22 protein-coding genes are annotated in these 25,977 nt (G+C 68.5%); 12 read left to right on the forward strand and 10 right to left on the reverse strand.

Features of this window, described 5'->3' with window-relative positions; translation table 11 throughout:
• Positions 1-78 precede the first annotated feature (78 nt).
• A complete protein-coding gene (locus tag D7X12_RS12335) occupies positions 79-1,818 on the reverse strand; it encodes a hypothetical protein (RefSeq protein WP_120625469.1) in 1,740 nt (579 codons plus the stop codon).
• A 156-nt stretch (positions 1,819-1,974) separates the two neighbouring features.
• Between D7X12_RS12335 and D7X12_RS12340 the strand changes: the two genes are divergently transcribed.
• The 4 genes from D7X12_RS12340 (at position 1,975) to D7X12_RS12355 (ending at position 4,709) form a co-directional block, all read left to right on the forward strand.
• Positions 1,975-3,072 (forward strand): AAA family ATPase, encoded by a 1,098-nt coding sequence (locus D7X12_RS12340; RefSeq protein ID WP_120625470.1) that lies wholly within the window; start codon positions 1,975-1,977, stop codon positions 3,070-3,072.
• A gap of 148 nt (positions 3,073-3,220) precedes the next feature.
• Positions 3,221-3,730, forward strand: coding sequence for a DUF3291 domain-containing protein (locus D7X12_RS12345; protein ID WP_120625471.1), 510 nt, complete (start codon positions 3,221-3,223; stop codon positions 3,728-3,730).
• Positions 3,731-3,789: 59 nt separating this feature from the next.
• Positions 3,790-4,212 carry a DUF4440 domain-containing protein gene (locus D7X12_RS12350; protein WP_120625472.1) on the forward strand — a complete coding sequence of 141 codons (423 nt, stop codon included), beginning with the start codon at positions 3,790-3,792 and terminating at the stop codon, positions 4,210-4,212.
• Positions 4,213-4,265: 53 nt separating this feature from the next.
• Positions 4,266-4,709 (forward strand): DUF3237 domain-containing protein, encoded by a 444-nt coding sequence (locus D7X12_RS12355; RefSeq protein ID WP_120625473.1) that lies wholly within the window; start codon positions 4,266-4,268, stop codon positions 4,707-4,709.
• Between the two features lie 28 nt (positions 4,710-4,737).
• On the opposite strand, the gene D7X12_RS12360 is transcribed toward D7X12_RS12355, so the two are convergent.
• The 5 genes from D7X12_RS12360 to D7X12_RS12380 form a co-directional block, all read right to left on the reverse strand.
• Complete coding sequence (locus tag D7X12_RS12360) at positions 4,738-6,279, reverse strand: pyridoxal phosphate-dependent decarboxylase family protein (protein ID WP_120625474.1); 1,542 nt, start codon at positions 6,277-6,279, stop codon at positions 4,738-4,740.
• Positions 6,272-7,159, reverse strand: a complete 888-nt coding sequence (locus D7X12_RS12365) for an MBL fold metallo-hydrolase (protein ID WP_120625475.1) — start codon at positions 7,157-7,159, stop codon at positions 6,272-6,274. The genes D7X12_RS12360 and D7X12_RS12365 overlap by 8 nt, the downstream gene beginning before the upstream one ends.
• A 6-nt stretch (positions 7,160-7,165) precedes the next feature.
• Positions 7,166-8,239, reverse strand: a complete 1,074-nt coding sequence (locus D7X12_RS12370; protein WP_158620037.1) for a fatty acid desaturase family protein — start codon at positions 8,237-8,239, stop codon at positions 7,166-7,168.
• 109 nt (positions 8,240-8,348) lie between these two features.
• A complete protein-coding gene (locus D7X12_RS12375; RefSeq protein WP_279637172.1) occupies positions 8,349-8,585 on the reverse strand; it encodes a tautomerase family protein in 237 nt (78 codons plus the stop codon).
• Positions 8,586-8,699: 114 nt separating this feature from the next.
• Positions 8,700-9,731 (reverse strand): iron-containing redox enzyme family protein, encoded by a 1,032-nt coding sequence (locus D7X12_RS12380; RefSeq protein WP_158620038.1) that lies wholly within the window; start codon positions 9,729-9,731, stop codon positions 8,700-8,702.
• Between the two features lie 414 nt (positions 9,732-10,145).
• Between D7X12_RS12380 and D7X12_RS12385 the strand changes: the two genes are divergently transcribed.
• Together D7X12_RS12385 and D7X12_RS12390 are read left to right on the forward strand one after the other, a co-directional pair.
• Positions 10,146-11,057, forward strand: a complete 912-nt coding sequence (locus D7X12_RS12385; RefSeq protein WP_120625479.1) for a pseudouridine synthase family protein — start codon at positions 10,146-10,148, stop codon at positions 11,055-11,057.
• 250 nt (positions 11,058-11,307) lie between these two features.
• Positions 11,308-12,801, forward strand: a complete 1,494-nt coding sequence (locus D7X12_RS12390) for a hypothetical protein (RefSeq protein ID WP_208718976.1) — start codon at positions 11,308-11,310, stop codon at positions 12,799-12,801.
• A 160-nt stretch (positions 12,802-12,961) separates the two neighbouring features.
• Here the strand turns inward: D7X12_RS12390 and tkt are convergent, their stop codons facing one another.
• Positions 12,962-15,028 carry a transketolase gene (gene tkt, locus D7X12_RS12395; protein ID WP_120625480.1) on the reverse strand — a complete coding sequence of 689 codons (2,067 nt, stop codon included), beginning with the start codon at positions 15,026-15,028 and terminating at the stop codon, positions 12,962-12,964.
• 147 nt (positions 15,029-15,175) lie between these two features.
• Positions 15,176-16,834: a hypothetical protein gene (locus D7X12_RS12400; protein WP_147443620.1), complete on the reverse strand. Its 1,659-nt coding sequence runs from the start codon at positions 16,832-16,834 to the stop codon at positions 15,176-15,178.
• Between the two features lie 300 nt (positions 16,835-17,134).
• Here D7X12_RS12400 and D7X12_RS12405 point away from each other — a divergent pair, with 300 nt between their 5' ends.
• The 4 genes from D7X12_RS12405 to D7X12_RS12420 are packed head-to-tail and all read left to right on the forward strand — an operon-like array spanning position 17,135 to position 22,543.
• A complete protein-coding gene (locus D7X12_RS12405) occupies positions 17,135-17,887 on the forward strand; it encodes a hypothetical protein (RefSeq protein WP_147443621.1) in 753 nt (250 codons plus the stop codon).
• Positions 17,888-17,891: 4 nt separating this feature from the next.
• Positions 17,892-18,791 (forward strand): hypothetical protein, encoded by a 900-nt coding sequence (locus D7X12_RS12410; protein WP_120625483.1) that lies wholly within the window; start codon positions 17,892-17,894, stop codon positions 18,789-18,791.
• A gap of 27 nt (positions 18,792-18,818) precedes the next feature.
• Complete coding sequence (locus tag D7X12_RS12415) at positions 18,819-21,146, forward strand: sensor histidine kinase (RefSeq protein WP_120625484.1); 2,328 nt, start codon at positions 18,819-18,821, stop codon at positions 21,144-21,146.
• Complete coding sequence (locus tag D7X12_RS12420; protein ID WP_120625485.1) at positions 21,143-22,543, forward strand: sigma-54-dependent transcriptional regulator; 1,401 nt, start codon at positions 21,143-21,145, stop codon at positions 22,541-22,543. The genes D7X12_RS12415 and D7X12_RS12420 overlap by 4 nt, the downstream gene beginning before the upstream one ends.
• A 12-nt stretch (positions 22,544-22,555) precedes the next feature.
• On the opposite strand, the gene D7X12_RS12425 is transcribed toward D7X12_RS12420, so the two are convergent.
• Together D7X12_RS12425 and D7X12_RS12430 are read right to left on the reverse strand one after the other, a co-directional pair.
• Positions 22,556-23,761 carry a vWA domain-containing protein gene (locus D7X12_RS12425; RefSeq protein ID WP_120625486.1) on the reverse strand — a complete coding sequence of 402 codons (1,206 nt, stop codon included), beginning with the start codon at positions 23,759-23,761 and terminating at the stop codon, positions 22,556-22,558.
• Between the two features lie 27 nt (positions 23,762-23,788).
• Positions 23,789-24,637 carry an AAA family ATPase gene (locus D7X12_RS12430; RefSeq protein ID WP_120625487.1) on the reverse strand — a complete coding sequence of 283 codons (849 nt, stop codon included), beginning with the start codon at positions 24,635-24,637 and terminating at the stop codon, positions 23,789-23,791.
• A gap of 165 nt (positions 24,638-24,802) precedes the next feature.
• Between D7X12_RS12430 and D7X12_RS12435 the strand changes: the two genes are divergently transcribed.
• Positions 24,803-25,423: a vegetative protein gene (locus D7X12_RS12435; RefSeq protein ID WP_341868217.1), complete on the forward strand. Its 621-nt coding sequence runs from the start codon at positions 24,803-24,805 to the stop codon at positions 25,421-25,423.
• A gap of 122 nt (positions 25,424-25,545) precedes the next feature.
• A partial coding sequence (locus D7X12_RS12440; RefSeq protein ID WP_120625491.1) for a hypothetical protein occupies positions 25,546-25,977 on the forward strand: 432 nt, incomplete at its 3' end.

Genomic DNA, 25,977 nt, shown 5'->3' on the forward strand with positions numbered 1-25,977 from the left:
ATGATGGCTCCCGTGCAGGCGCGAAGCCCGCATCCAGCACGCGGAAGTCTACGGCGTGCCGGGCGCGGGCGCGAACCCTCACAGCTCGTTGAAGATGAGCAGCCCGCGCGCCGTGTCCACGACGTACACGGACCCGTCCCCCGGCACGCGGATGCCGATGGCGCCCTCGAAGATCCCGCTGTCCCGGCCGGGCTGGGTCTCGAGGAAGGTGTTGAAGTGCGCCACCTCGCGCGGCTTCGGGGGCACCGACACGTCCAGCACGCGCACGCCCTCGTGGTAGTACGCGATGTAGAGCTTCGTGCCCCTGAGGATCATGTTGTGGATGGAGAACTCGGGGCGCAGGCCGTACTCGCCAATGAGCCGCATGTTCGCCGGGTCGGTGACGTCCAGCACGCGCAGGTGCGCGTTGACGCCCTCGCCGCCCTCGAAGGCGATGGTGCGGCCCGCGAAGGTGCCCACCGCGCTCGCATGGGAGTACTGGCCGTCGAAGACATACGCGCCCAGCTCCTGCACCTGGTCCGGGTTGCTCACGTCGAAGGCCACGAAGCCGGAGCTCGTGCTGTTGACGTAGAGGCGGTCGCCGTACGCGAAGGCGTCGTGCGGCCCTCCCCACTCTCCGGACACCGTCACCCGGTTGAGCAGCACGGGTGAGAGCGGCGAGGACACATCGAACAGGAGCGTCTGGCTCGCGGGCTCGGGCGCCATCGCATAGAGCCGGTCGCCCTGCACGTGGACGGTGTGCACGGCCAGGGCCTGGCCGGGCACGGCGCGCACGTACTGCGGGTCGGCGGGATGGGAGATGTCGTAGACGATGACGCCGGAGCTGACGCTCGCGATGTAGAGCGCATCGCCCTTCGCCCAGACGCCGTTCCAGTAGCCATCGCCCGGAAGCTGGATGCGCTTCGTGAGGACGGGGTGTGCCTTGTCGGTCACGTCGAAGACCGCCAGTCCGCCCGCCTGGGACTTGTTCCCGGTGCCCACCACATAGGCATGGTCCTTCGCCACGTAGACATCCACCGGAAAGCCCAGGGGGACCGCGGCCTCGGATTGGAGGACGAGGCCGCCCGAGGACTCGGACTCACCGCGTCCCCAGGAGGGACGCAGCGCGGTGAAGGTCCCCTTGCTGCGCACCTTGCCGTCGGTGCATTGGACGAAGCAGCCGTTGACGCGGCGGGGCTCGGGCCGGGTGCAACCCACGAACGTGAAGTCCCGGGCGGGGAGGTAGGGAGGAAGCGCGGCGAAGGTGCTGCTGAAGACGAATGAGCCCGGACCCACGGACTGCTGCGTCAGGGGCCTGCCGTTGAGCATGCCCGGTCCCCCGTCGAACGGCAGCGTCAGGCCATAGCCGGCGGTGACGTACCCCGAGGCGGAGCGGTTGCGCAGGTGGTACGTGCCCACGGACTCCAACGTGTCGAGCGCGCCCGCCGGACATGCGGAGCGGTCGAACAGGGCCAGGTCGTTGCAGTCCGTGACGGGGGTGCCCGTCGGCAGGACGAAGGTGCAGTCCGAATAGAGCTCCGGGGTCAGCCAGTCGGAGTTCTCGGGGAGCGTCGCGGCGCCGCCGTCCCAGGGGTCAACCTCGGGGCCCGCGTCGGAGCCCGCGTCGGAGCCTCCGGTGCCCGCGTCCTGGTAAGACGGGTCGCCCGCGTCCCCGGGCCCCGCATCCACGTCGGAGGTGCCGGAGTCCAACGGCGTGCCGGAGTCCAACGGCGTGCCGGAGTCCACGGACGTGCCGGCATCCGAGGCGGAATCGGTGGAGCAGCCCGTCAGGGCCAGGGACACGGTCAGGGGCAGGAGCCAACGGAGCGGGAGTGACATGGGCCATCCTCTGCGCGACGACGTGGAAGCGGATTCGCGAAGAGATATACGAGCAGGCCCCTCATTCCTGGCGGTCCCCATGTTTTCGGGCCCGGGTGGGGCAGGCGCGTCGGGTCTCACCCCCCAACCCGTGGGGCCAGCTAGGCTGCGCCGCCCATGCCCATCACGCGTCTGGAAATCGCAGGCTACCGCTCCGTGCGTCAGCTCCACCTGGAGCTGGGCCCGGTGAACGTGGTGGTGGGACCCAACGGCAGCGGCAAGACGAACCTGTACCGGGCGCTGTACCTCCTCGCGGTGTCGGCGGAAGGCCGGCTGGCGCGCACGCTGGCGGAGGAGGGCGGCACGCCGAGCGTGATGTGGGCGGGCTCCCGAGACCCCAAGAAGCCGGTCCGGCTGAAGGTGGCGGTGGACCTGGGCGAGCTCGCCTACGAGCTGCAATGCGGCCCCATCCCCCTGGAGGACACGGCCTTCCGGTTGGATCCGGAGGTGAAGGAGGAGCACCTCTGGGCGTACTCCGGAGGCCGGCGCGGGGTGCTGATGGAGCGCAAGGGCCGCACGGCGTTCCTGCGCGACGCGGACGGCACGCGGGTGACGTTCCCCACGGAGCTGTGGAGCGCGGAGTCGGTGTTGGATCAGCTCGCGGACCCCCACCGCTTCCCCCGGCTGATGGAGGTCCAGCGGACCCTGAAGGCGTGGCGCTTCTACCACCACTTCCGCACGGACCCGGACGCGCCCCTGAGGCATCCCCAGGTGGGCGTGCGCACGCCGGTGCTCGCGCATGACGGGAGGGACCTGGCGGCGGCGCTCCAGACCATCCTGGAGGTGGGGGACGATGCCGCGCTCGAGCAGGGGCTCGACGACGCCTTCCCGGGCACGCGCCTGGAGGTGCGCGCGGACGAGGGGCGCTTCAGCCTGCTCCTGCACATGCCCGGCCTGTCCAGGCCCATGGCGGCGACGGAGCTGTCGGACGGGACGCTGCGCTACCTGTGCCTGCTGGCGGCGCTGCTCAGCCCCCGTCCGCCTCCGTTCCTCGCGCTGAACGAGCCGGAGACGAGCCTGCACCCGGAGCTGCTCAAGCCCCTGGGTCGGCTCATCGTGAACGCGGCGAAGGACAGCCAGGTCTGGGTGACGACGCACGCGGAGGAGCTCGCGAGCACCATCTCCCAGCACTCCGGCGCGGAGCCCGTGCACCTCGTGAAGCACGAGGGCGCGACGACGGTGAAGCGAAACAAGGGGGAGGATGACGCGGAGTGACGCGCTCAATGCCTGTCGAGCCCCGTTACAGCTCACAGCGTCAAGAGTGACAATGACGCAGCATCAGGGCAGTGACACCGGAAGTCTTTGCCTCATGCAGGTGGGTGGATATAGTTGCCATTTCCCTTCAGGCATCAGGAAATCTCCGATGACGACCAGCTACCACGTGGCCCAGCTAGCGATTTCGCTCGCGCGAGAACCGCTTTCTCATCCCATGATGCAAGACTTTGTTTCACAACTGGCTCCGGTGAATGCGCTGGCGGACCGGTCCCCTGGCTTCGTCTGGCGCCTCCAGACCAACGAGGGCAACTCCACGGGTGTCCGCGGTTACGACAATCCGTTGATCTTGTTGAACATGTCCACGTGGGAGTCCGTCGACGCGCTCTTCGACTTCGTCTATCGCAGCGGGCACATCGTGCCGTTCAGGGATCGCAAGCAGTGGTTCCTGCCGGTGGAAGGGCCGCCCTACGTGCTCTGGTGGGTCCCCGCCGGGCACAAGCCCACGGTCGAGGAAGCCAGGGAGCGGCTCGAGCTGCTGGGTCGCGAGGGGCCGTCCCCCCGGGCCTTCGACTTCAAGCACCGCTTTCCGTCGCCGGCCGAGGAGTCCGCTCCCGCGCCCGCGACCGCCGCCGTTCGCAAAGAGGCTGGCGCCGCCTGAGCAGTCGCGGTCCGGGTTGCGCCGGACACATCACGAAGACCAGGGGAGGGCACTGAACCATGTCAGGCGTCATCGAGCTGAGCCAGCAGGAAGCCGTTGAGTTCCACCGCGTCCTCGAAGCGTGGCTTCGGGGGGACGGGCCTCGTTCCTCGGATGCGTCCTCACGCCTGGAGCGCGCGTTCGCACCCGACTGCAAGCTCTTTGCGCCCGGGGGCGTCGTCGAGGAGAAGTCCGTGCTGATGGCCCGGCTCTTCCAGGCCCACGGCTCCAAGCCTGACATGGAGATCACCATCGAGAACTTCGCCCCGGTGTGGTCTCGGGACGATGTCGCCCTGGTCAGCTACATCGAGTGGCGGAAGTCGGGCGGGCAGAGAACGGGCCGGTATGCCTCCGTGTTGTTCCGTGCAGACGCGGATGCTCCTGGCGGCGTCCGGTGGTTGCACATCCACGAAACCTGGCTGGCGAACCACGGCCCCAGCTAGGTCGCGGTCCACACCCCGCGCTGCGCGGATGACCCCGAGGCAAGGAACCTTCTTTGAAACTCACGACACTGGCTGACTTCGAGCTGAGCTACACCTGGATGGAGTTCCTGGACTTCGGGAACGGCGGCCAGTACCTCGCGATTGTCGACGGGTCGTTCACCGGGGACCAGCTCGCGGGCGCGGTGCGCTTCCTGAACGTGCCGGTGAAGCGGCCCGACAACGTGAACCTCCCCGCGCTGCGGGGCGTGCTCACCACGCAGTCCGGGACCAAGGTCTACCTGGAGATGAATGGCGTCTCGCTGCTGAGGGCCGCTGACCAGGCGAGGGTCTGCACCGCGTCCGTCATGTTCCGCAGCGGCGACCCCGCCTACGCACGGTTGAACAACGCGTTCGGCCTCATGGAGGGGATCCTGGACGCCTCCAACCAGGCGCGGGGGCGCATCTACCTGTGTGAAAACACCCATGGCCTGAACGAAGTGGCGGCGCCAGCCCGGTAGCAGGCGCCGCCACCAAGACGGCCCTGTCTCAGGCGGTCTCCCGGCTGGGGCGTCCAGGCCGCAGCTCCGCATCGAGCCCGGCCCCCAGCCGCCGCACCGTCCCGGGGAGGCTTTCGATGTCCGCGACGGTGGTGTTGTTGTTCACGATGCAGACACGCAGGACCGTCATCCCCTCCACGGAGGTATGCGAAGGATAGGCAGCGCCGCTGAGCTGCAACCGCTGGAGGAGCTTCTTGTTCAGGGTGTTGAGGTAGTCGCGGTGTTTCGCGGGGTCCGCCTGGAGGTCCTCCGGCAGATAGCGGAACGTGGTGATGCTCAACCCCTGCGTCAGGGCCTGGAGCTCCGGCTCGGCTTCGACCAGGGCGTGCAGGTGGCGCGCAAGCCGGATGTCGTCTCCAATCATCCTCGCGTAGCCGGACGCCCCCGCGTGTTGCAGGCAGAGGCGCACCTTGAGGGCTCGCAGGCTGCGCGTCGTCTGCGGACCCAGGTCGCGGAGCTGAAGGGTCTCAGGCCCTCCCAGCAGGGCCTGCTCCTCGCTGTCCGCGTAGTAGGTCGCGCCCTCGTGGAAGGTGTCGTAGAGCACGCGCCGGTCCCGCGTCAGCAGACACCCGACGTCGGCGGGGACGTACATCCACTTGTGCGGATCAATGACCAGCGAATCCGCCTCCCGGAGGGCCTGGAGCTCCGGGGGCGCATCGGGTGACAGCACCGCGAGCCCTCCGTAGGCGCCATCCACGTGGAACCACAGCCCCTGCTGCTTGCAGAGGGCGGCAATCTCCGGCAGCGGGTCCACGGCACCGGTGCCCGTGGTCCCCGCCGTCGCGGTGACCATGAAGGGCTTGAAGCCCGCCCGCAGGTCGGCCTGGATGCGTTGCTCCAGCTCGGCGACCTGCATGCGCCCACTGTGGTCGGTGCCAATCTTCCGGAGCGCCCTGGCTCCCAGCCCGCAGAGGTTGACGGCCGACAGGATGCTCGTGTGGGCCTCCCCGCTGGCATAGAGACACAGCTGCTCGCCAGAAGGGCCCGTCACGCCCTGGCTCCGCACGTCCCAGCCCGCCTTGGTGTGCAGCGCCGCGCGGACCGCGACCAGGTTGGCCAGGGAACCACCGCCCAGGAACAGCCCCCCGCAGTCGGTGGGAAAGCCGACGAGCCTGGCCATCCAGCGCACGGTCTGCGCTTCCAGCGACACGGTGATGGCACAGGTGGGAAAGCTGGTGACGGGGGGATTGATGACGGACGCGAGCAGGTCCGACAGGGCCCCGAGCGGACTGGGTGACCCCATGATGTAGGCCCAGAAGCGCGGGTGGGCCGTGGAGACGGCGTGCTCGCTCAGGAGCGAGAACGCCCGCTCCAGCACCGCCTGGGACGCCTTGCCCTCCTCCGGGAAGGGGTCCGCATCGAGCAGCTCCCGGATCCGGAGGGCTGACTGCTCGGGCCGGATGGGCTGCGCCGGCAGGCCCTCGAGATACTCCCCGAGCTGCTCCACGAGCTGGTGCCCCAGGGTCCGGAACTCGGCGGCGGACAGGGCGGCACTGTCCGTGCGGCCCCGCGGATCCACCGACTCAGTCATGGGCAGGTGCCTCCGCGGCCTTGGCCAGCTCGGCGGCGACCGGGTTGGCGCCGGCGGGGATGAACGACTCCAGGTAGTCCGTGGGCAGATGTGCCTTCATGACCTTGACCAGCTCCGCCTTCGCCCCGTCGTCCAGGACGTTGTTCCCCTTGGCGAGCTTGCGCACCGTCTCCCGGTAGAGGCGCAGGTAGCGGCGCTGGGCCTCCAGGCCCTCCTTCGGAGCCACCATGGCGCCGTGCCCCGTGTAGAGCTGCCGGCACGCGGAGACCTTCTTCTCGAGCAGGTCCAGGTTCTTCAGCCACAGGGCCGAGTGGCCATCGTTCATGAACGAGTGGACGCCGTTGAAGACGATGTCCCCCACGAACGCCACGGGAGACGGACCGCCGACCACCCAATAGCTGTCCCAGTGGGACTCTCCCTCCCCCAGCTCACCGACGGTGAAGGGGACTCCATCGAAGGACAGGGTCTCTCCGTCCTTGACGAACCGGTTGGGAAACCGCCGCTTCGCCGGCCAGTCATCGCCGAACACGGGCTTCCACTGCTTCTCCTTGGCATCGTCGATGCGCCGGATGACCCGGTCCACGCCCTGGGTGGCAATCATGGGGATGTCCAGACCCCGGGAGATCTCCACCGCGCCGTTGTAGTGGTCCGGGTGCCCGTGCGTGATGATCAGCGCGACGAGCGGCTTGCCAATGGAGTCAATCAGCGCCCGGAACCCCTGGGCGTCGGAGACCCGCATCGTCGTGTCGATGGCCACCACGGAACGCGACGTCTCGACGGCGAAGGCGTTGGTGAACAGCCCCTCGCACCCCGAGCTGAAGACATGGACCCGCAGCGCGTCGAGCGCGGGCGGCGCGGGGGGCTTGCTCTTGTCTGGCATTTGTTTTCACCGGGGTGAGGAGGGCTCGGCAACCGCGGCAGAGGGCTCGGAAGGGGCACCGGACCACGCGGCCCCGCCCCCTTCGGTGGACCCGCGCGCGAGTTCCTGGAAGAGGGCCTGCATCCCCTTGGCGGGCTCGGGAGAGAGCCCGGCATTGCACAGGAGCATGCTCAGCTTGGGGAGATCCACCGCCGCGACACCTGGAAACACATGGTGCTCCCGGTGCAGCGTGCGCGGCAGGTAACTGATGAGGACGCGCGGAAGCAGTCCCAGCCGGGTTGACCGGGCGCTGACGTTGAGGTCCTCCGACTCCTGCGTCCACCGGTGCTCGGTCAGGTCCATGAGCGTGAGAATCATGGGGTACACCGTGTACATCGGCAGCAGCCACAGCAGCAGGAAGGGGCGCCAGAGGCCGAAGTACGCCACCCCCCCGAGCACGACGGCGAAGAAGACCAGCTTGATGCGCCGCTCCCGCTCCATCTCCGGATCATCCCGGAACGGCAGGAACAGGGTCCGCAGGTGGTTGTCCCTCCACTTGATGGCGCCATCCCCCTTGGGCGGCACGTAGTCCTGACGGCCCTTGAAGAACTCGAGGAAGGTCAGGAGCCCTGCCTTGATGCAGGTCCACACCAGCCGCCCGGGAGCGTAGGGGCGCACGGTGTCCCCGCGCAGCTGCCGCCCCAGCCAGTTGGGGTCTTCCGGGGTGAACAGGTTCCGGTGATGGAGCAGGTGCACCCGTCGCCACTGGATGAAGGACCAGGCTTCCGGATGATGGAACATCACCAGGTTCGACAGCGTCGTGCCGACGGCGGCGTTGACCTTGTGGGAGCGGAAGAGGCCGTAGTGGCTCGCATCGTGGTTCAGGATGTAGAGCGAATGCTGCCGCCCCGCGATGAAGACGATGGCGAGGAGCGTCACCAGGGGGTGGTGGAAGTAGGCCTCCGCCGCGAAGGCAAGCGCAATGGCCGCATAGACTGTCGCGTAGAGCAGGACGCTGCGCCACGGCCGGACCTTGTGCAGGGCACGGACCTCCTGCCACGCCTCCTTGGGAAGCAGGTGGCTGGCCTGAGCGCCGAGCACCGGCCACTCACGTCCACCTTCGGGCGTACGCTCAACCGCGCTGGATTCTGGTTGTCTCATTCCGTCAATCTCTCGCCAGGGTCCCCTGTTTCAAACCAGGGGAGACCGCCTAGACCTTTTCGCCACGGGCCCGGGCCGCGCGCCGCAACGCCACACTCGTCCCGTGGACGCCCCAGTTTTCGGGGTCGATCTCCTGGATGACGATGAAGGTGGTCGCAGGGTCCTTCTGCAGGACATCCACGAAGACCTTCGTGATGCGCTGGATGATCTCCAGCTTCTGCTCCGCGGCGAGCTTGTCCCCGGTGAGCTGGATGTTGACGTATGGCAATGGGTGTCCCTCGGACAAGGCTGGGTTCGAGCGGGTCTCAAGTGAAGCGGCAAGGGGCGGACGGCCAGGACCCATGAAGCGCCTGGCCGCCGCCTCCTGCCATGAGAGGAGATTCTAGGTGAAGCAGTCCCCTCAGGGGACCTTGTGCGCGCCGCGGTAGGGACCGACGGAGGACTCCTTGATGCCCCGCACGTGGTCGTTGAGCTTGTCGACCACCGCGCCCGCGGTATCCAGGCGGAGCATGATGCCCAGGACGATCTCCGGCATGACCGCCGGGTTGCGCTCCAGCAGCGGCACGATGATCTCACCCATCCAGGCGTTGGCGTGCTCCACGTCGACCGTGGTGTGCTCCAGCAGGTAGGCCAGCTGCTTGTCGCCGACACCCAGACGCCGCCAGCCCTCGATCTGCCATTCGAAGCGGCCGGGGATCATCGTCTCGGTCGCCAGGAGCGCCCCGAGGATCTCCGTCAGCCGGGAGCGGTTCATCGCCATGCTCATGTACATGTTGACGAGCGCCAGCTCCTCACGGATCAGCAGGTCGATCCGGTCCGTGTAGACATTGCTGGGCAGGCCCAGGTAGTCCATGAGCTCGAAGCGCATGTTCCGGTGGACGCGCGCATCCTCGGCGTGACCGACCTCGTCCCAGAAGTTCTTGGCCAGCTCCAGCTTGATGCCCCCGTACACGCCCGGCATCATCAACGCGATGATGTCGCCGAAGAGCGCCTCGAGCGGCGTCTCCTGGAGGAAGAACTCCCGCATCTGCTCGAAGTTGGCCTTGTCACGCAGGAACCCGAAGATGGGGTGCGTGACGTTGGACGGATGGGAGCGGACGGTCTGCGTGACCCACTCACGGAACTGCGCCGCCGGGGGCAGCGCATCGATGATGGGCGCGTACTTCTTCTTCGAGGCCTGATGCCAACACTTCTCCAGGATGCCTTTGAGCTGGCTAAATAGCGGATCGCCCACGTTGAGGCGCTCCACCGTCCAGGGGGCGGTGAGCTGCGCCATGTTGATGACGTAGAGGACGCGGTGTGCCTCGGTCAGCGCAGCTTCGTCGCCCTTCTCGAAGGCATTCCGCGCAAGGAGATCAACCTGCTCCCGAAGCTGGTTCCGGGCCCCGACAGGCATGCCGTCGAAGTCCTTGGAGAACAGCCACGACTTCACTTCAGCATGGAGACCTTGAAGACCGCTTTGAGTCGACATTCTGCATCCCTTGCGCAGAGGAGGTCTGGAGGTGATTGATTGCGTGTCGTACCGCCCCCCTCTGAGTGTCGGCAGCGACACACTCTGTGTACCAAGCCAGACGCGTCCGAGGAAAGCGCGAAAATGGTTCCGCCCGATCTGGAAACTGCCACGGATGGGGGCGCGCGACCTCCAGAGCCCCCCAGGGAGGACGGATCATTCCTTGCCGGAGTGTGTTGAATTGAGAGGGTGTTCAATGCAGTGCGGCATGAGGCCGTCGCTGTGACGCGTCAGTCACGCAGTCACGCGGCGGCAGGCCTGACGCACAACGCCACATCGGCGATCGCGTCAAACGAGCCCTGGGTTAAGGAGTCCTGACGTGTGGGACGAATCCTGATGGGAAGCTCCGCCCTGAGCCCTGGCCTCTACTTGACGCACAAGCCCGTGGGCCCCACGAGCTTCTCCGTCGTGCGCACCTTCCAGGAGGAGGCCCAGGCGACGCGTCCCGGCCGGCGCACGGCGCTGGTGCACGGCGGCACGTTGGATCCGTTCGCGGAAGGGCTGCTGCTGATGCTGGTGGGTCCGGCCACGCACCTGTTCGACCTGCTGCACGCCGTGCCCAAGACGTACGTGGCCCGCGTGGAGTGGGGAACGGAGATGGACACCGGCGACCTGCACGGCCGCCCCGTGCACCAGGGGGATACGGGGGCGCTGACCCCGGCCCTGCTGGACGCGGCGCTGGAGCCCTTCCTCGGGTGGACGGAGCAGGTGCCCCCGGCCACCAGCGCGAAGAAGGTGGACGGTGAGCCCGCCTACCGCAAGGCGCACCGGGGCGAGGTGGTGGACCTGCCCCCCTCGCGCGTCTACCTGCACGCCGCGCGCTGGCGCTCCCACGACCTGCCGCGCGCCAGCGTCCTGGAGCTCACCTGTCGCGGCGGCTACTACGTGCGCTCGCTGGCCCGCGACCTGGGCCGCAAGCTCGGTGCTGGCGCGCACCTCTCCGCGCTGCACCGCACGGCCATTGGCCCGTGGAAGGATCCGGGCCCCGGCCAGCGCGTGGAGCTGCACGGCCACGACGTGCTCCCCTGGGCGCGCGTCCGGGAGCTCACCGACCAGGACGTGGGCGCCCTGCGCCGCGACCAGTCCATCCCCCTGGCGCCCCTCCATCCGCCCGGGTGGCGCCTGCCTCCAGGCTTCCCGGATCCCCACGCCCCCGTGCGCGGCTTCCACCAGGGACGGTTGACCTTCCTGCTGACCGAACGCGACGGCGCGCTGTGGCGCGAGACAGAGCTGCGCGGCGGCGTCTAGACGTCCGCCCCAGGCCCGGCGTCCCCGAGTCCCCGGCCCTGATGACCGCCGTCACCACCCCGGGGTGGGGGGGGCTGGTGACAGTCATCACCGGTGGTGACAGTTGTCACCACCCCGAAGCGCCCGGCGTCGCCACGTAACCCATTGGAATCACGGTGGACCGACACGTGGGCGTGGGTGGCACGACACGCGCAATAGGTCCCGGCATGACTGCTTCCGCAAAGGAAGCCGCTCCTCCCGGAGATCAAAAATGACCATCGCCAAGAACGCTTCCACCGCCGTCAAGACCGCCTTCTCCAGCAAGCCCGCCCTCTCCAAGGCGGAGCAGAAGCTCCTCGGCGGCCACTCCAAGCTGCACGGCAAGGAGGCCGCGCAGATTGGCCAGATGAAGTCGCAGCTGGCGGACATGAAGGCGCAGCTGACGACGCTGAAGGAGGCGGTGAAGCGGGGTGACCAGTTCACCACCGGCAGCCGCGGCTGCTGGACCCCGACCCCGCAGTGGACCCCCAAGGACCTGGGCGCCATGGTGGAGCTGAACAAGCTGAACCAGACCTCGGGCTCCATCGGCGCGGGGCAGATGGCGGACACCATCGAGCGCGCCGTCGGGGACCTGGACGGCCAGGCCGCCTCCAGCGAGTACCGCACCGTCGCGGACTGGGCCATGAACAACCGCGAGCGCCTCACGCCGGAGGCGAAGCAGGTGGTGGACATCTACTCCAAGTACGCGGCCATGTCCCAGGCGCGCGGCGAGTCCGGCATCCCCCAGGACGACTTCAACAAGATGCTCGGGGAGATGCGCGACGTGGGTGACGCCAGCGCGAAGAAGGCGCTCGCCCAGCTGGACCGCAAGGGCGGCACGGTGTCCGGCGAGGACATGGCCCGCGCCATCAAGACGGGCACCGCGGACCACGACGGCCAGGCCGCCGGCGCGGAGGCCAAGGAGTTCGAGAAGTGGGCCTCCAAGAACGAGAGCCGCCTGAGCCCGGAGGCGAAGGAAGTCCTGGACGTCTACCGCAAGCACACGAAGGCGGCGCAGGCCCAGGGCCGTGAGGGCATGACGCCCTCGGAGACCGCCGCCATGAACAGCGAGATGCGCAAGGTGGGCGCCGGTGACGTGAGCGCCCGCAAGGCCACGGAGGCGCTCGACAAGGAGAATGGCCCCATCTCTGGCGAGGACCTGACCAAGGCCATCCGCGAGGGCATCTCCGACAAGGACGGGAACTCCACCACCTCCGAACTGAAGGAGTTCGAGAAGTGGGCCTCCAAGAACGAGAGCCGCCTGACGCCCGAGGCGAAGAACGTCCTCAAGACCTACCAGGACGCCGCGAAGAAGGCCGGCCCGGAGGGCATGACGCAGAAGGAGACGGACTCCATGTTCAAGGCCATGGGCCGCTTCAAGACCTTCAACGACAGCTCCATGCGCAACGCGCTGGAGGGCCTGGACTCCAAGGACGGGAAGATCAACGGCAAGGACCTGACGGCGGCCATCAAGAAGGGCGCCGCGGACCATGACGGCAAGGCGGCGGGCGCGGAGTTCAAGGACGCGATGAAGTGGGCGCGCCAGAACTACGACCGCCTCACGCCGGACGCGAAGAAGGTCGTGGAGACCTACGAGAAGTACGCCTCCCGCGCGCAGGCCCACGGCTCCACGGGCATGGCCCAGGGCGACTTCAACAGGATGATCAAGGAGATGGAGTTCGTCAGCAGCCCGCCGCGCCCGCGCCCGATGTTCTTCGCGGCCTGAGCCTCATCGCCGCACCGTTGAACGGGGGGAAGTACGGGGGGACGTAAGCAGGGGGGGATTACAGCCACACGCATCCACGGAGTTCCCGCCGGAGGTAGCCCGGCGGTGAACCCAGAGGTGCCCCGGACCTTCGGGGGAGGGTCCGGGGCCCTTTCATTTTCTACGGCTGCGTCGCCTTGGACTTCGCGACGGTGGCCTTGGCTTCCTTCACCACGTTCTCCACGGTGAAGCCGAACTTCTGCTGCAGCGCCTTGATGGGCGCCGAAGCGCCGAAGCTGCGCATGCCGATGACGCTGCCGGTGTGGCCCACCCAGCGCTCCCAGCCGAACGCCGCGCCCTTCTCCACCGCGACGCGCGCCTTGATGGACGCGGGCAGCACGCGCTCCTGGTACTCGGCGGGCTGCTGCTCGAACAGCTCCCACGACGGCATGCTCACCACGCGCGTCTTCACGCCCTCGGCCTGGAGCTTCTCCGCGGCCTCCACCACCAGCGACACCTCCGTGCCGGTGCCGATGAGGATGACGTCCGGCTTGCCGCCTTCCGCCTCCTGCAGGATGTACGCGCCCTGGGACAGCCCGGACGCCGGCGCGAACTTCGTGCGGTCCAGCGTGGGCACCGGCTGCCGCGACAGCACGAGCACCACCGGGTGGTGCTGCTGCTTCGCGATGAAGCGCCAGGCCTCCGTCACCTCGTTGGCGTCACCGGGGCGCAGCACGATGTTGCCCGGAATCGCGCGCAGCGACGCCAGCTGCTCCACCGGCTGGTGCGTGGGGCCGTCCTCGCCCAGGCCAATGGAGTCGTGGGTGAAGATGTGGATGGACGGAATCTCCATCAGCGACGACAGCCGCATCGCCGGGCGCTCGTAGTCGCTGAAGATGAGGAACGTGGCGCCGTACGCGCGCACGTGGCTCAGGTTGAGGCCGTTGACGATGGAGCCCATCGCGTGTTCGCGCACGCCGAAGTGGATGTTGCGGCCCGAGTGCTCGCCCGGCTTCATGGACGTGGAGGACGCCAGGTACGTCTTCGTGGACGGGTTGAGGTCCGCGGAGCCGCCCACCAGCCACGGGTAGTTCTTCGCGAGCGCGTTGAGCACCTTGCCGCCCGACTCGCGCGTGGCCATGCCCTTCGCGTCCGCTGGGAACACCGGCAGCTCCTTGTCCCAGCCGTCCGGCAGCTCGCGCTTGAGCAGCCGCTCCAGCTCGTGCGCCAGCTCCGGGTGCTGCTGGCGGTAGCCCGCGAGCGACTTCTCCCACGCCTCGCGCAGCTGCTTGCCGCGAGCGCCCATGCGCTCCTGGAAGCGCTCACGCACGCCGTCGGGCACGAGGAACTGCGCGTCCTCGGGCCAGCCGTAGTTGCGCTTGGCGCCCTTGAGCTCCTCGGCGCCCAGGGGCTCGCCGTGGGCGCTGGCGGAGCCCTGCTTCTTGGGCGCGCCGTAGCCGATGAAGGAGTTGACGACGATGAGGGTGGGCTTGCCGCGCGCCTCCTTGAAGGTGCGGTAGGCCTTGCCCAGCGCGTCCAGGTCGTTGGCGTCGGTGACCTGGATGACGCGCCAGCCGTAGCCCTCGAAGCGGCGGCCCACGTCCTCGGTGAAGGCCAGGTCGGTGCTGCCGTCGATGGAGATGTGGTTGCTGTCGTAGATCCAGCAGAGGTTGGGCAGCTGGAGGTGGCCGGCGAGTGACGCGGCCTCGGACGCGACGCCCTCCATCAGGTCGCCGTCGCCGCAGATGGCGTAGACGTCATGGGTGAACAGCTCGAAGCCGGGCTTGTTGAAGTGCCCCGCGAGCCAGCGGCTGGCGAGCGCCATGCCCACGCTGTTCGCGACGCCCTGGCCCAGCGGGCCGGTGGTGGTCTCCACGCCGGTGGTCCAGCGGTACTCGGGGTGGCCGGGGGTGGCGGAGTCCAGCTGGCGGAACTTCTGGATGTCCTCCAGCGACACGGCGGGCGCGTCCGTCACGGTGTACTCGCGCTCCACGCGCTTGACGCCCGCCAGGTGCAGCAGGCTGTAGAGCAGCATGGACGCGTGGCCGTTGGACAGGATGAAGCGGTCGCGGTCCGGCCAGATGGGACTGGCCGGGTCGTAGCGCAGCTCCTGCTGCCACAGCTGGTAGGCCACGGGAGCCAGCGCCATGGGGGCGCCCGGGTGGCCCGAGTGGGCCTTCTCCACCGCATCGATGGACAGCGTGCGGATGGTGTTGATTGCCTGTGTATCGATCTTCTCGGTCGTCATGCGGCCTCCCGCGCCGGACTGCGTCGCGGGCGCACCATGCCGTAACTGGGCGCGGTGCGCCGCACGAAACGCGCCCGCCGCCCGGTGGGCTGGCCAGCAGGGGACACACCGGGAATGTCCCGAAGGCTACCGCCGCGCCGCTGCCCCCTACTCGCTCGGGTTCAGCAGGGGGAGCAGCTCCGGGATGGAAATCCCCAGCAGGACATACCGGCCGCCATCGGACGGGGCCCAGGCGTAACCGAAGTGGAAGGCCCGGGCCAGGTTGACGCCAACGCCCAGGGCCAGCCGGACGTTGGGTTCGTTCTCGGTGCTTGAGCTGGCTGCCGAGGCGCTTCCCGCGACCAGGGAGATGGACGGCGCCACGGCGAAGTATTCCGCCAGGTTGGGGAAGGTTCGCGTGTTGAAGCTGAGGGTGAAGGGAAACGTCACCGCCACGGAGGCGGAGCGGTTGGGGCTGATGGGAAGGGCGAAGGACACGGGAATGCTGGAGGTGGCTTCAACGTCCCGGGGCGAGGCCTCCTGCGTGGCGGAGACGATCTCCGTGATGATGGGCGCGGTGGTGATGAGTCCCAGGTTGTAGACGTTGAAGGAGTCGTTGAAGACGACGATGTCGGCGCGCTCCGGGACCCGGTAGATGACGCGGAAGGTGACGCGCCGGTTGAGGTAGTCCTTCCAGGGCACCAGCAGCTTCCGGCTGCATCCGGTCTCGAAGCCCAGCTCCACCTTGGTCTTGCGAGTCTTGCCGTCCTTGCCGTCGGGGACTTCCAACTCGAAGACCCAGGGGCTCTTCATGATGGCGCCGTAGGGGAACTGGTAGCAGTGGGGATAGCCCAGCCGGAGGGCCACCTCCGCGTCCTGGTCGATGAGGTCTGCCAGGGGTTCCACCGTGCCGCCGGCTTCCTCCACGAGCAGCAGGGAGCCCACGCTCTTGACGATGGACAGGGTGAGGGAGTCCTTCACCTCGATGCGGACGTTGTCGAAGTCCGGCTCGGAGGTGTCGGACACCAGGGAGCGCCCGAAGCTGGAGAAGCGGTCATTGAGCCGGCGGACGATGCGGTCCGACAGTGCCCGCTTGTGGGCCTGCCGGAAGGTCCGGATGGAGTTGTCCTTGTCCGGTTCGTCGAAGCGGAAGCGGGGGGCCTTCTTGGCCTCGCTCCAGGCCACGGCACCCCGGGTCCTGTTCGCGGCGTCAAAGCAGAACGTGTAGATCAACAGCGGATTCGTCTCACCGTCGCGAATGAGCCACCGGTTGAAAGAGTCGTGGACGGGGGGCTTGTTGGTGGGGCTCGTGCTGGACTTGGGGAAGTGGGGAACCATGGAGGGCACCACGTCGCGTTCACTCTGGAGGAGGGCGTTCTCCTGGAGGCAGAGGAACTCCGCAGTGTAGACGGCCTCCACGGTGATCTTGACGTTGGCGATGGGTTCGGCCCGGTCATCGCCTCGCCAGCGCACGAGAACGAGCTCCCGGTCAGGCAGCTTCTGGATGTCCTCCTTGAGGACCTCGGTTTCGGCCTGGACCGTGCCGGATTCCGCCTTGAAGCGCAGCCGGCTGAAGAGGGACAGGGCGCTCAGGGACACGCCGTCGGTCTTGAAGTGCACCACGAGCCGGTCGAGCCGGTGCTGCTCACCGCCATCGGGGAGCAGGCTGTTCGAAGAGATGCCCAGTCGGAGTGTCTTGCCTGCCTCTGATGTGGGCTCATAGACAGCCAGGTACTCATAGGGCTGCGCGGAAGCGCTCGCGGCGGTGAGCAGACACAGCACAGTCAGGAGCCGGGTCAACACGGCCCCGCGGGTTCGTTCGTGCATGGTGGTCCTCGTAGGCGGGTCCAGTCAGACGCGGGGCCATGAAGCCCGGCGTCGGCCTGACAGGCATTGTTGTTAAGCAAGGCACATGCCACCAGCGCGCAGGGCAAGACCGCGAGGCGTTGGACTAACCCGGCCATCCACTCAGACAGAGTGGACGAAAGCGTCCAGTCCGAGCAGGACGGTACGACCCAGGGGGCACCGCCTGTCCATGTCTGGACGCCAGGCATGCACATTGCTTTGATGGTCAGCGCCAGATTGGTCCTGCGTTGACGGCGTCAATCCATTGCCGCGAGGAAGCCCATGTCGAAAACAGAGGAAGCCCCGTGTTTGCAACCCACGGATGGAAGCAGGGACTTCAATCGAGAGATATTGAGGGGCGTCTATCGGCAGCTCTTCAAGAAACCCCTGGTCGTGGGAATGCCAGTCCCCGGAGGGTATGAATCGGGGGAGACATTGCGTGGGGAACTCTGCCGGCATGTGTCAGCCGGTGGCGGCGAAGCACCCCGGCAGGAAGTCGCCACGATGTTCAATCGCCTCTACGTAGCTCAGACAGACACCCACATCACCGTGCCCTTCAGTCTGACCAAGGAACAGTGGGAGGACTTGGCGGAGGCACTCTCGAACAACAGCTACGCGCTGCTCCGAGACATCAAGGACGGTGTTGCGGAAGACTCACCCGGGCCGGACGCGAGCGGCGTGCTGAAGGTGGGGCCGCTCGAGCTTGGCTTGCTTTATCAGTGGTTGTTCAATCCCGTGGATGAGGCTCAAGCTCACAATTATCTCCATGCGTTGAAGAAGGCGGCGAAGGAGTCTGGTGTAGAGGCCGTCAAAGCGGTGCTGGGCGTGCTCTTCAACGACCGCAGGTTCACGGGAGTTTGCTGGATGAACTACCCAAACCCCTTCCCCATTGTATCGCTCAGCTTCGAAGAGGGACTCCTTGCCCAGATTGCATCCTTCGTGAGGGATCCCACCCTTAGTTATCTGGAGCCATACGAGGGCGGAGCCGTGTGCTTCGTGGATCAGCCTCACGAGAAGGACAACATGTGTTACTGAGCCCATGGGCCCCAGCGACCTCGAATACGCCGTCACCCTCGATGCGCTGCCCACGGACCTCCAGCCCTTCGCGAAGGAGCTCCCCTTCCACCTGGGCCTGACCGCCCACCCCGAAGGTGGCTGGGAGGACTACAGCGCCCTGGCCCCCTTCCAGCGCCTGCCGGCCTACGCGGCGGAGCGCTCGGGCCCCGCACTTGCTCCGGAGTTCCAGGCCCGCTACCTCCGTGCCCACCACCGAGGAGGCTTCTTCGGCCTCCTCATCGATCGGCTCGAGGACGGGCAGGTCCCGGTTCGCCCGGAGTGGCCCCGCCTCCGTCAGGCCCTGTTCGACCAGTGGCTGCAATCCCTGACGGAAGCGACCGGGAACGAAGCCCTCGCGACCCAGGCCCTCCACGCGGCCATCGAGGACTGGATCGACGCCGTGGCTACCGAGAGGGCCTTGCGCACCCGCCGCAGGCTCTCCGTGGCCCAGTACGCACGCCTCGTGAGCCAGAAGGTGTCCTGGTTGGGGACCAGCGCCTTCTGCCTCCTCCTCGCCCACGGAGACCCCGCGCGGCTGCCTGTGTTCCGCCGTGCCTTCGACCTGCTCCTGCTCAGCTCCCAATGCCTCGACGACGCCCTCGACGCCGACGAGGACACCCGGCTCCACGGCATCGGCTTTCCGGAGGCGCTGGGCCATCCGCCCCGAGGGCTGCTGCGGACCGCGCCCGGGGTGGCCCGGCTTGGCGCAACCCTGGCGCGCGAAGGCGGCTTTCACGAACTGGGGACCTGGCTTGCGGAACGCGCACGAACCCTGGATGAATCCCAGTCCGGGAAGTCGTCACTCCAGGCGGAGATGAGCGCTCTTGCCTTGGTGGCGGCCGTGACACAGCTCTACGGGGGGCCCGCCGTCACGAACCCATGAACCCGCTGGGGCAAGGAGCCCGGGGCCATGACGTCTGGCGTGACGCGCAGCCGGTGGTGGACCGTCCTCCTCCTCGCTGTCCTGGGCGTGGGGCTGAGCGCGGGGGTGGCATGGCAGGTGTCGACCACGCTCGGCACCCCCTTCGCCTCGCTGCTGGTGGACCCCTACGGAGCCTTCTCCTCCGTCTACCTGCCCTCGTGGAGCGAGGGCCGGATGCCCCTGCGCCACCCGGACCTCCTCGTGGCCTGCGAGGGAATCCCCCTGGACGGTGACGTCGCGAAGTCAGGGCTGCCCGGAACCCAGCTGCGCGCCTGTGTCCAGGAGGCGGAGCGCCAGGGCCGCGCCCACGTCTCGCTGACGTTCCTCCGGCGGGGTGGCGAACACCTGACCCTGAACCAACCCCTGCGTCGCTTCGGCGCGGAAGAAGGCCTGTTCCTGTTCGGCGTCTATGCGCTGGTGGGCGGCTTCCTGCTGTGGTCGGGCCTGCTGGTGTTGCTGCTCGCGGGAAGGAGGGACGGAGCGTTGGCCTACGGCGTGCTGTGCATCTCCAGCCATGTCTTCCTGCTCACCCTGTTCGACTACCACACGCGCGCCACCTTCATGCCGCTCTTCCTCGTGTCGCGCCTGGGGACGGCGGTGGGCAGCGTGTGGCTGGGATACGCCTTCCCGGAGCGGCCCGTGCGCTTGCGCCGTTTCTGGCTGACCGCGCTGTGGCTGCTGGCGGCGGCGGCCGTGCTCGCGGCGGCGTGGCTGCTGGCCGCGCCTCACCTGGGCCTGGACACGGCCCGGGTCCGTCACTGGGTGGACGTCGCGTCCCAGGGCTCCCTGCTCGTCTGCGGTGTGGCCATTCTCGTCCGGCTCCGGGGCAGCACGGGACGCGCTCGGGCGGAGCTGCTCGCGGCGGCCTGGGGGCTCGCCGCGCTCCCCGTCGTGCTCGCGGTGATTGTGTTCTCCGGCCGGGGCTTCTACCTGGTGGTGCCCTGCTTCATCGCGCTGCTGCCGCTGTCCATCGGCTACGGCCTCATCCGGCACAACGTGCTGGCGGTGACCGCGGTGCTCACGCGGCGGCTGCTGGCCATTCCCCTCGTGCTGGCGGGATTGCTCGCGGCCTCGTTCGCCTGGCTCGCGACGCGGCGGTTGCTGGATGTCTCCACGGTGTCGCAGGCGCTGCCGCTCCTGGTCGCGTCCGCCACCTTCCTGGCCCTGGTCTTGCTCGGCAGACCGCTCGTGGTCCGACTCTTCTTCCCCGCCACCCTCCAGTTCCGTCCCACAGTCGAACAGCTCAGCGACGAGCTGTCCGCCCCGCGTGAGCCCGGTGCCCTCCGGGACACGCTGGAGCGCGTCGTACGGCGCTGGTTGCCCACCGCGCAGGTGCGGCTGCTCGACCTGGGAGAATGGGAGCAGGTCTCCCATCTGCCCGGGGATGCGTCCCGCACGCTCCAGTCCGGCGAACACCTGTGGACGCAAGAGGGCCCCTGGCACCGGAGGCTCCTCGTCCCCATGCGCTCCTCGGGAGAGCTGCGGGGCGTGTTGCTGCTGGCCCCCAAGCATCAGGCCGCGCTCTACACCCACGCGGACCTGGAGCTGCTCCACACCATCGCCAGCCTGGGGGGCGTGGCGCTGCACAACGCGCAGGTGCTGCGCGAACTGGACGTGCTCCGGCAGGCGCAGGTGGGCGCGGCGCACGAGGAGAAGCGGCTCGCCCTCGCGGTGCTGAGCGCGGAGATCTCCCACGAGATCGCCTATCCGCTGAACTTCTTTCGCCACCTGCTCCGCCAGGGGGGCCAGGCCCAGCCACTGGATCCCGAGGATGTCGACATCGGCCGGGAGGAGATCGAGCGGCTGGAGCGCATGCTCGGGTCCCTGCGCCGGCTGTCGCTGCCGCCGCCTCGCGTGGAACCGGTGGCGGTGCTGCCCCGCGCCCGCCGTGCCCTGGACCTCATCCGGGACCAGGTCCAGGCAAAGCGCATCGTCGTCACCGTCGACATCCCCGAGTCATTGGAACTGCTGGCGGAGCCGGATGCCATGGTCCAGCTCTTCGCCAACCTGCTGCGCAACGCCGTCCAGGCGGCGGGAGACGGTGGACAGATGGGGGTGCGCGCCTGGGAGGAGGGACGGGAGCAGCTCCTGGAGGTCTGGGACTCGGGTCCGGGCATCCCGGAGGCCGCGAAGGAGACGCTGTTCGACCCCTGGGTGACGACGCGCAAGGAGGGGCTGGGACTGGGCCTGTCCGTCACGCAACGCATTGTGCGCCGCTTCGGCTGGAACATCGCCGTCCACCGTGAGCCGGGGCGCACCTGCTTCCGCATCCGTGCCCGCCGCCTCGCCGACCCCCGCTCGCTGGAGAGTGCATGAAGATCCTCATCATCGACGACCATCGAAGCGCGCGGCGGATCCTCACGACGGTGCTGTCGTCCATGGCGGGTGTGGAGTTCCGGGAGGCCGCCAGCCTCGACGAGGCGCAAAGGTGCCTTCGCGAGGAGTTTATCGACGTGGCACTGGTGGACATCCGCTTGAGCGCGGACGCGTGCAACACCGACGGGCTCACCCTCATTGAGGAGATTCGCAAGTGCACCAGTGCGGTCCCCATCGTCGTCACCGCCTCCAGCGAGATGGAGGAGATCCGCAAGGCGATGCGTCTGGGGGCCTACGACTATGTCCTCAAGGACGGGCTGTGCAAGGAGCTCATCGTCCCCATCCTCGAAGGTCTGCGGGACCGGCGGAGACTGGAGCAGGAGGTGCAGGTCCTCCGCGCCCGTGAGGGTGCCCAGCGGATGCCGGTGGGCATGGTGGGCACCTCCGCCGCGCTCCAGCGCCTGCTTTCGCTGGTACGGCGCGTGGCCCTGTCGGACCGGCCCGTCCTGGTGCTGGGCCCTACGGGTACCGGAAAGGAGCTGGTGGTCCGAGCGCTGCACGCGATGGGCGCGCGGCCGGACGCGCCCCTGCTGGAAATCAACTGCGGCGCCATCCCCGAGCAGCTCATGGAGTCACAACTTTTCGGCCACGAGCGGGGAGCTTTCACGGGGGCGGAGCGCCGGCAGGACGGCCTGATGAAAGCGGTGGGCCAGGGGACGCTCTTCCTGGATGAAATCGCGGAGCTGCCGCTGAGCCTCCAGGCCAAGCTCCTGCGGGTGCTGGAGGCCGGGCACTTCCGCCCCATCGGTGCGACGGCGGAGCAGCCCTTCCATGGCCGGGTGGCGGCCGCGACGCACGCGGACCTGGAGGACCTGGTGCGGCAGCGGCGGTTTCGCGAGGACCTCTACTTCCGGCTCAACGTGCTGGAGGTCCGGGTGCCTTCCCTGGAGGACCGGTGCGAGGACATCCCGGCGCTGCTCGCGCACTTCGTCCAGCAGCAGCGGCGGCCCCTGCGCTTCTCCTCGGAGGCCGTGGACCTGCTCACGCGGATGGCCTGGCCGGGCAATGTGCGTCAGCTGCGCAACCTCGTGGACCGGGTGGCGGTGTTCGCTGAAACGGATGAAGTCACGCCCGAAGTGCTCTCCGGGCTGCCGGGCCGTTCCGGGCAGGGGACCTCGCGCGAGGACCCCTTGAAGGAACTCGTGCGAATGGTGCTGCGGATGCCCGAGGCGGGAGACAAGCTGGAGCGCCTGGAGCAGGCGATGATCTCCGAAGCCATGACGTTGGCCGAGGGCAACAAGAGCGCGGCCGCGCGGCTGCTGGGGGTGCACCGCAAGGCCATCGAGCGTCGCCTGGGCCGGAAGGAGGACGAGCCCCTCTCCGGCCCGGAGGACTGACGGCCGCGCCCCCTACCGCCGCGCCGTCGCCCCGCGCGGAGTCTTTCCGCGCGTCAGGTGGCTCACCGCCTCACCCAGGCCCTCCACGGTGAGGGCGAACATCGGGAACACGTTGGCGATCATCGCGATGGTGCCCGTTCGCCACGACCCCCGGGGCTCCGGGTTGAGCCACACGTTGCGCTCGAAGTGCTGGGCCAGTTGCATCAGCCACGTCATCCCCTCCAGCCCCTCCTGGCGGTACTGGCCATTGGCATCCGTGCGGATGCCCAGCTCATACGGGGCCATGGACGCATCGCCCACCATCACCAGCTTGTGGTGCCGGCCCACCTGCGCGGTCAGCTCCGGCACGGTGAGCCCGCCCGTCAGCTGCGGCGTGGCGTAGAGCTTCCCGTAGACGCAGTTGTGGAAGTAGTAGGTCCGCAGCTCCTTGAAGTGCGACGCCTGGCTGGCGACGCTGAACAGCCGGCTCACCAGGTGCGCGTACGGGTCCATGGACCCGCCTACGTCCATGCACAGCACCACGCGGGTGTTGGGCCGGCGCGGGGGGCGCGTCACCACCTCCAGCTCGCCCGCGTTCTTCGCGGTGGCGGAGATGCTCTCCTCCACGTCCAGCTCCTCCAGCGCGCCCTCGCGCACGAAGGCCCGCAGCTTGCGCAGCGCCACGGCCATCTGCCGCGTGTCCAGCACCACGTCGTCGCGGTAGCCCGCGTACTTGCGCGCGCCGGCCTGCCACAGCGCCTGCCCCTGCCGTCCGCCCGTGCCGCCAATGCGCACGCCCTGCCGCCCCATGCCGTTGTTGCCAAAAGCAGACGCGCCGCCCGTGCCCACCCAGCGCGAGCCGCCGTCGTGGCGCTCGGTCTGCTCCTTGAGGCGCTGCTCCAATTGCTTGCGCAGCTCCTCCGGGTCCCACTGCTCCAGCAGGGCCAGCTCCTCCGGGCTCAGGTCGCGCCGCTCCTTCGCCTCCTCCAGCCAGGACAGCAGCTCCTCGGTGAGCTTCAGCGCGTCGGACGCGACGCCCTGGAAGTGTGAGAGGAACGCCTGATCAAACGCATCCAGCTGCGTCTCCGAGTGCACCAGGAGCGCGCGCGCCACGTGGTAGAAGCCATCCAGGCTGCTGTCATGCAGCCCGGCCTTCAGCGCCCCGGCGAGGGCGAGCGCCTCCTGGGCGCCCACCTTCACCCCGCGCTTTCGCAGCTCGTAGAAGAACGGCAGGAACATGGCCCGTGTCCTTTCCTTGCACCCAGGCTACGCGCGAGGCCGGCGGCCGCGTCCGAACGCCTCGGCCACCGCCACCAGGTCCTGCTCCTTCTTGAGCAGCGCGCCCAGGAACGGCAGCTGCTCCTCCAGCTTCAATTCCATCACGCCGTTGGCCTTGAGCACGGAGATCCAGTCAATGAGCTCGCTCGTGGAGGGCCGCTTGCGCAGGCGGGTCATGGACCGCAGCTCGTAGAAGACCTTGAGGGCCTGCTCGGACAGCGACGCATCCAGCCCCGGGTGGTGCACATCCACGATGCGCTGCATGAGCTCGCGCTCCGGGAAGTCGATGAAGTGGAACACGCACCGGCGCAGGAACGCGTCCGGCAGCTCCTTCTCGTTGTTGCTGGTGATGAGCACCACGGGGCGGTTCTTCGCCACGACCTCGTCGTTGGTCTCGGAGATGCGGAAGCGCATCCGGTCCAGCTCGTGGAGCAGGTCGTTGGGGAACTCCAGGTCGGCCTTGTCCACTTCATCGATGAGCAGCACCACGCGCTCCGGGGAGGCGAACGCTTCGCCCAGCGGCCCCAGGCGGATGTATCGCCGGATGTCGCGCACGTCCCCGTCGCCGAAGCGCGAGTCATACAGGCGCTGCACGGTGTCGTAGACATACAGGCCGTCCTGGGCGCGCGTGGTGCTCTTCACGTGCCAGGTGAGCAGCTTCAATCCCAGTCCCTGGGCAATCGCCTCCGCGAGGAGTGTCTTGCCAGTGCCGGGCTCGCCCTTGACCAACAAGGGGCGCTGGAGCGTGAGGGCGCAGTTGACGGCAGCCTGCAGGCCCTCGCTCGTGAGGTAGGAGTCGGTGCCGCGGAAGCGGACGGGGGTGGGAACCGGGGTCATGACGGGTTCCTTTAACATCCTGAGCAATGTTTCCATCCCGCCGTGGACGGTTGGGTGTATATCCTGCCCCACATGGCCCCACTTTCCCTTGAAACCGAACTGCGCGACATGGTCCGGCGCGAGTTACAACAGCAACTCGCTCCCTTTCAGAAGGCCGTGGCCCGTATGGCCAAGGGGCTGGAAGCCCTGGATGTCCTGCGAGAGGTGACGCAGCGTCTGGCGCCGCTCTCCAGCCGCCTCGGTGCCGTGGCCGGCGTGCGCACGCCCACGCTGGCGCCGGAGCCGGTGGCCCGCCGCCGTCCGGGTCGTCCGCCGTCCGCGAAGACCGTCGCGAAGGCCGCGGCGAAGACCGCCGCGCCCGCGCTCGTGAAGGCACCCGCCGCGAAGCTCGCGCCCGCGAAGGCGCCCGCTGGCAAGGCCGCCGCTCCCGCCGCCAAGGCGCCCGCCACCCGTGGCCCCGGCCGTCCGCCCGCGCGCGCTCCGGCCGCTGAAGACAATCAGGCCTGCGCGGTCATCGGGTGCAAGCGTCAGAGCCGCTCCAAGGGCTACTGCTCGGCGCACTACCAGAAGCTGCGCCTGCTCATCCGCACCGGTCGCCGTCCGGACGCGTGGGTGGATGGTGCCCGCTCGCAGTCGGTGCAGGACGTGAAGCTGCCCCGCGGTCGCGCCGGCAGTCAGGCCCTGAAGGAAGCGTCGAAGCCGGCCGCTCCCGTCGCGGCGCCTCCCAAGCCCAAGGCCTGGGTCCGCAAGAAGGGCGCGGGCGGTGGCATGGTGTCGTTGAACTGACGGAGGACGTCGTCCTCCGGACGCCTTGCGTGTGGGGTCGCACCTGGCGGCCCCACATGCGTCCGACACGCGGTGCTTCCTTCGATTGACAGGGAGCCCCCGGCGGTGTGATTCCGGGCCGCATGAGCGAGCAATATCCAGTCACCGTCGCGGTCCGTCGCCCCGACGGTCAGGTGGAGCAGGTCCGGGTGGGCACGGCGTACAGGAACGGCGAGGGCTTCACGCTGCAGTTGGGCGAGCTGTCCATGAGCGCCACGCCCATGGCGGCGGCCCCGGCCGCCCGTCGCGCAGCGCCCCCCGCGGGTGCGCCGGCCGGTGGTGGTGGCGACGGCATGACCCTTCCCAACTACGGCCGCAGCAAGGGCGCGCCCGTCTACGGCGCCAGCCTCCAGGACCTGGAGTTCTACGCCAACGGCGCGCGGCGCTCGCTGGCGGACCCCAGCAAGTCGCGCTGGCACGACAAGGAGCGCCAGCTCCTCGCCTCCATCGAAGCGGAGATCGCCCGTCAGCGCGGTGAGGGCGGCGGCGGCGGTGGCGGCGGCGGTGGTGGCGGC

It is taken from the genome of Corallococcus sicarius, from assembly GCF_003611735.1.
GTDB lineage: Bacteria > Myxococcota > Myxococcia > Myxococcales > Myxococcaceae > Corallococcus > Corallococcus sicarius.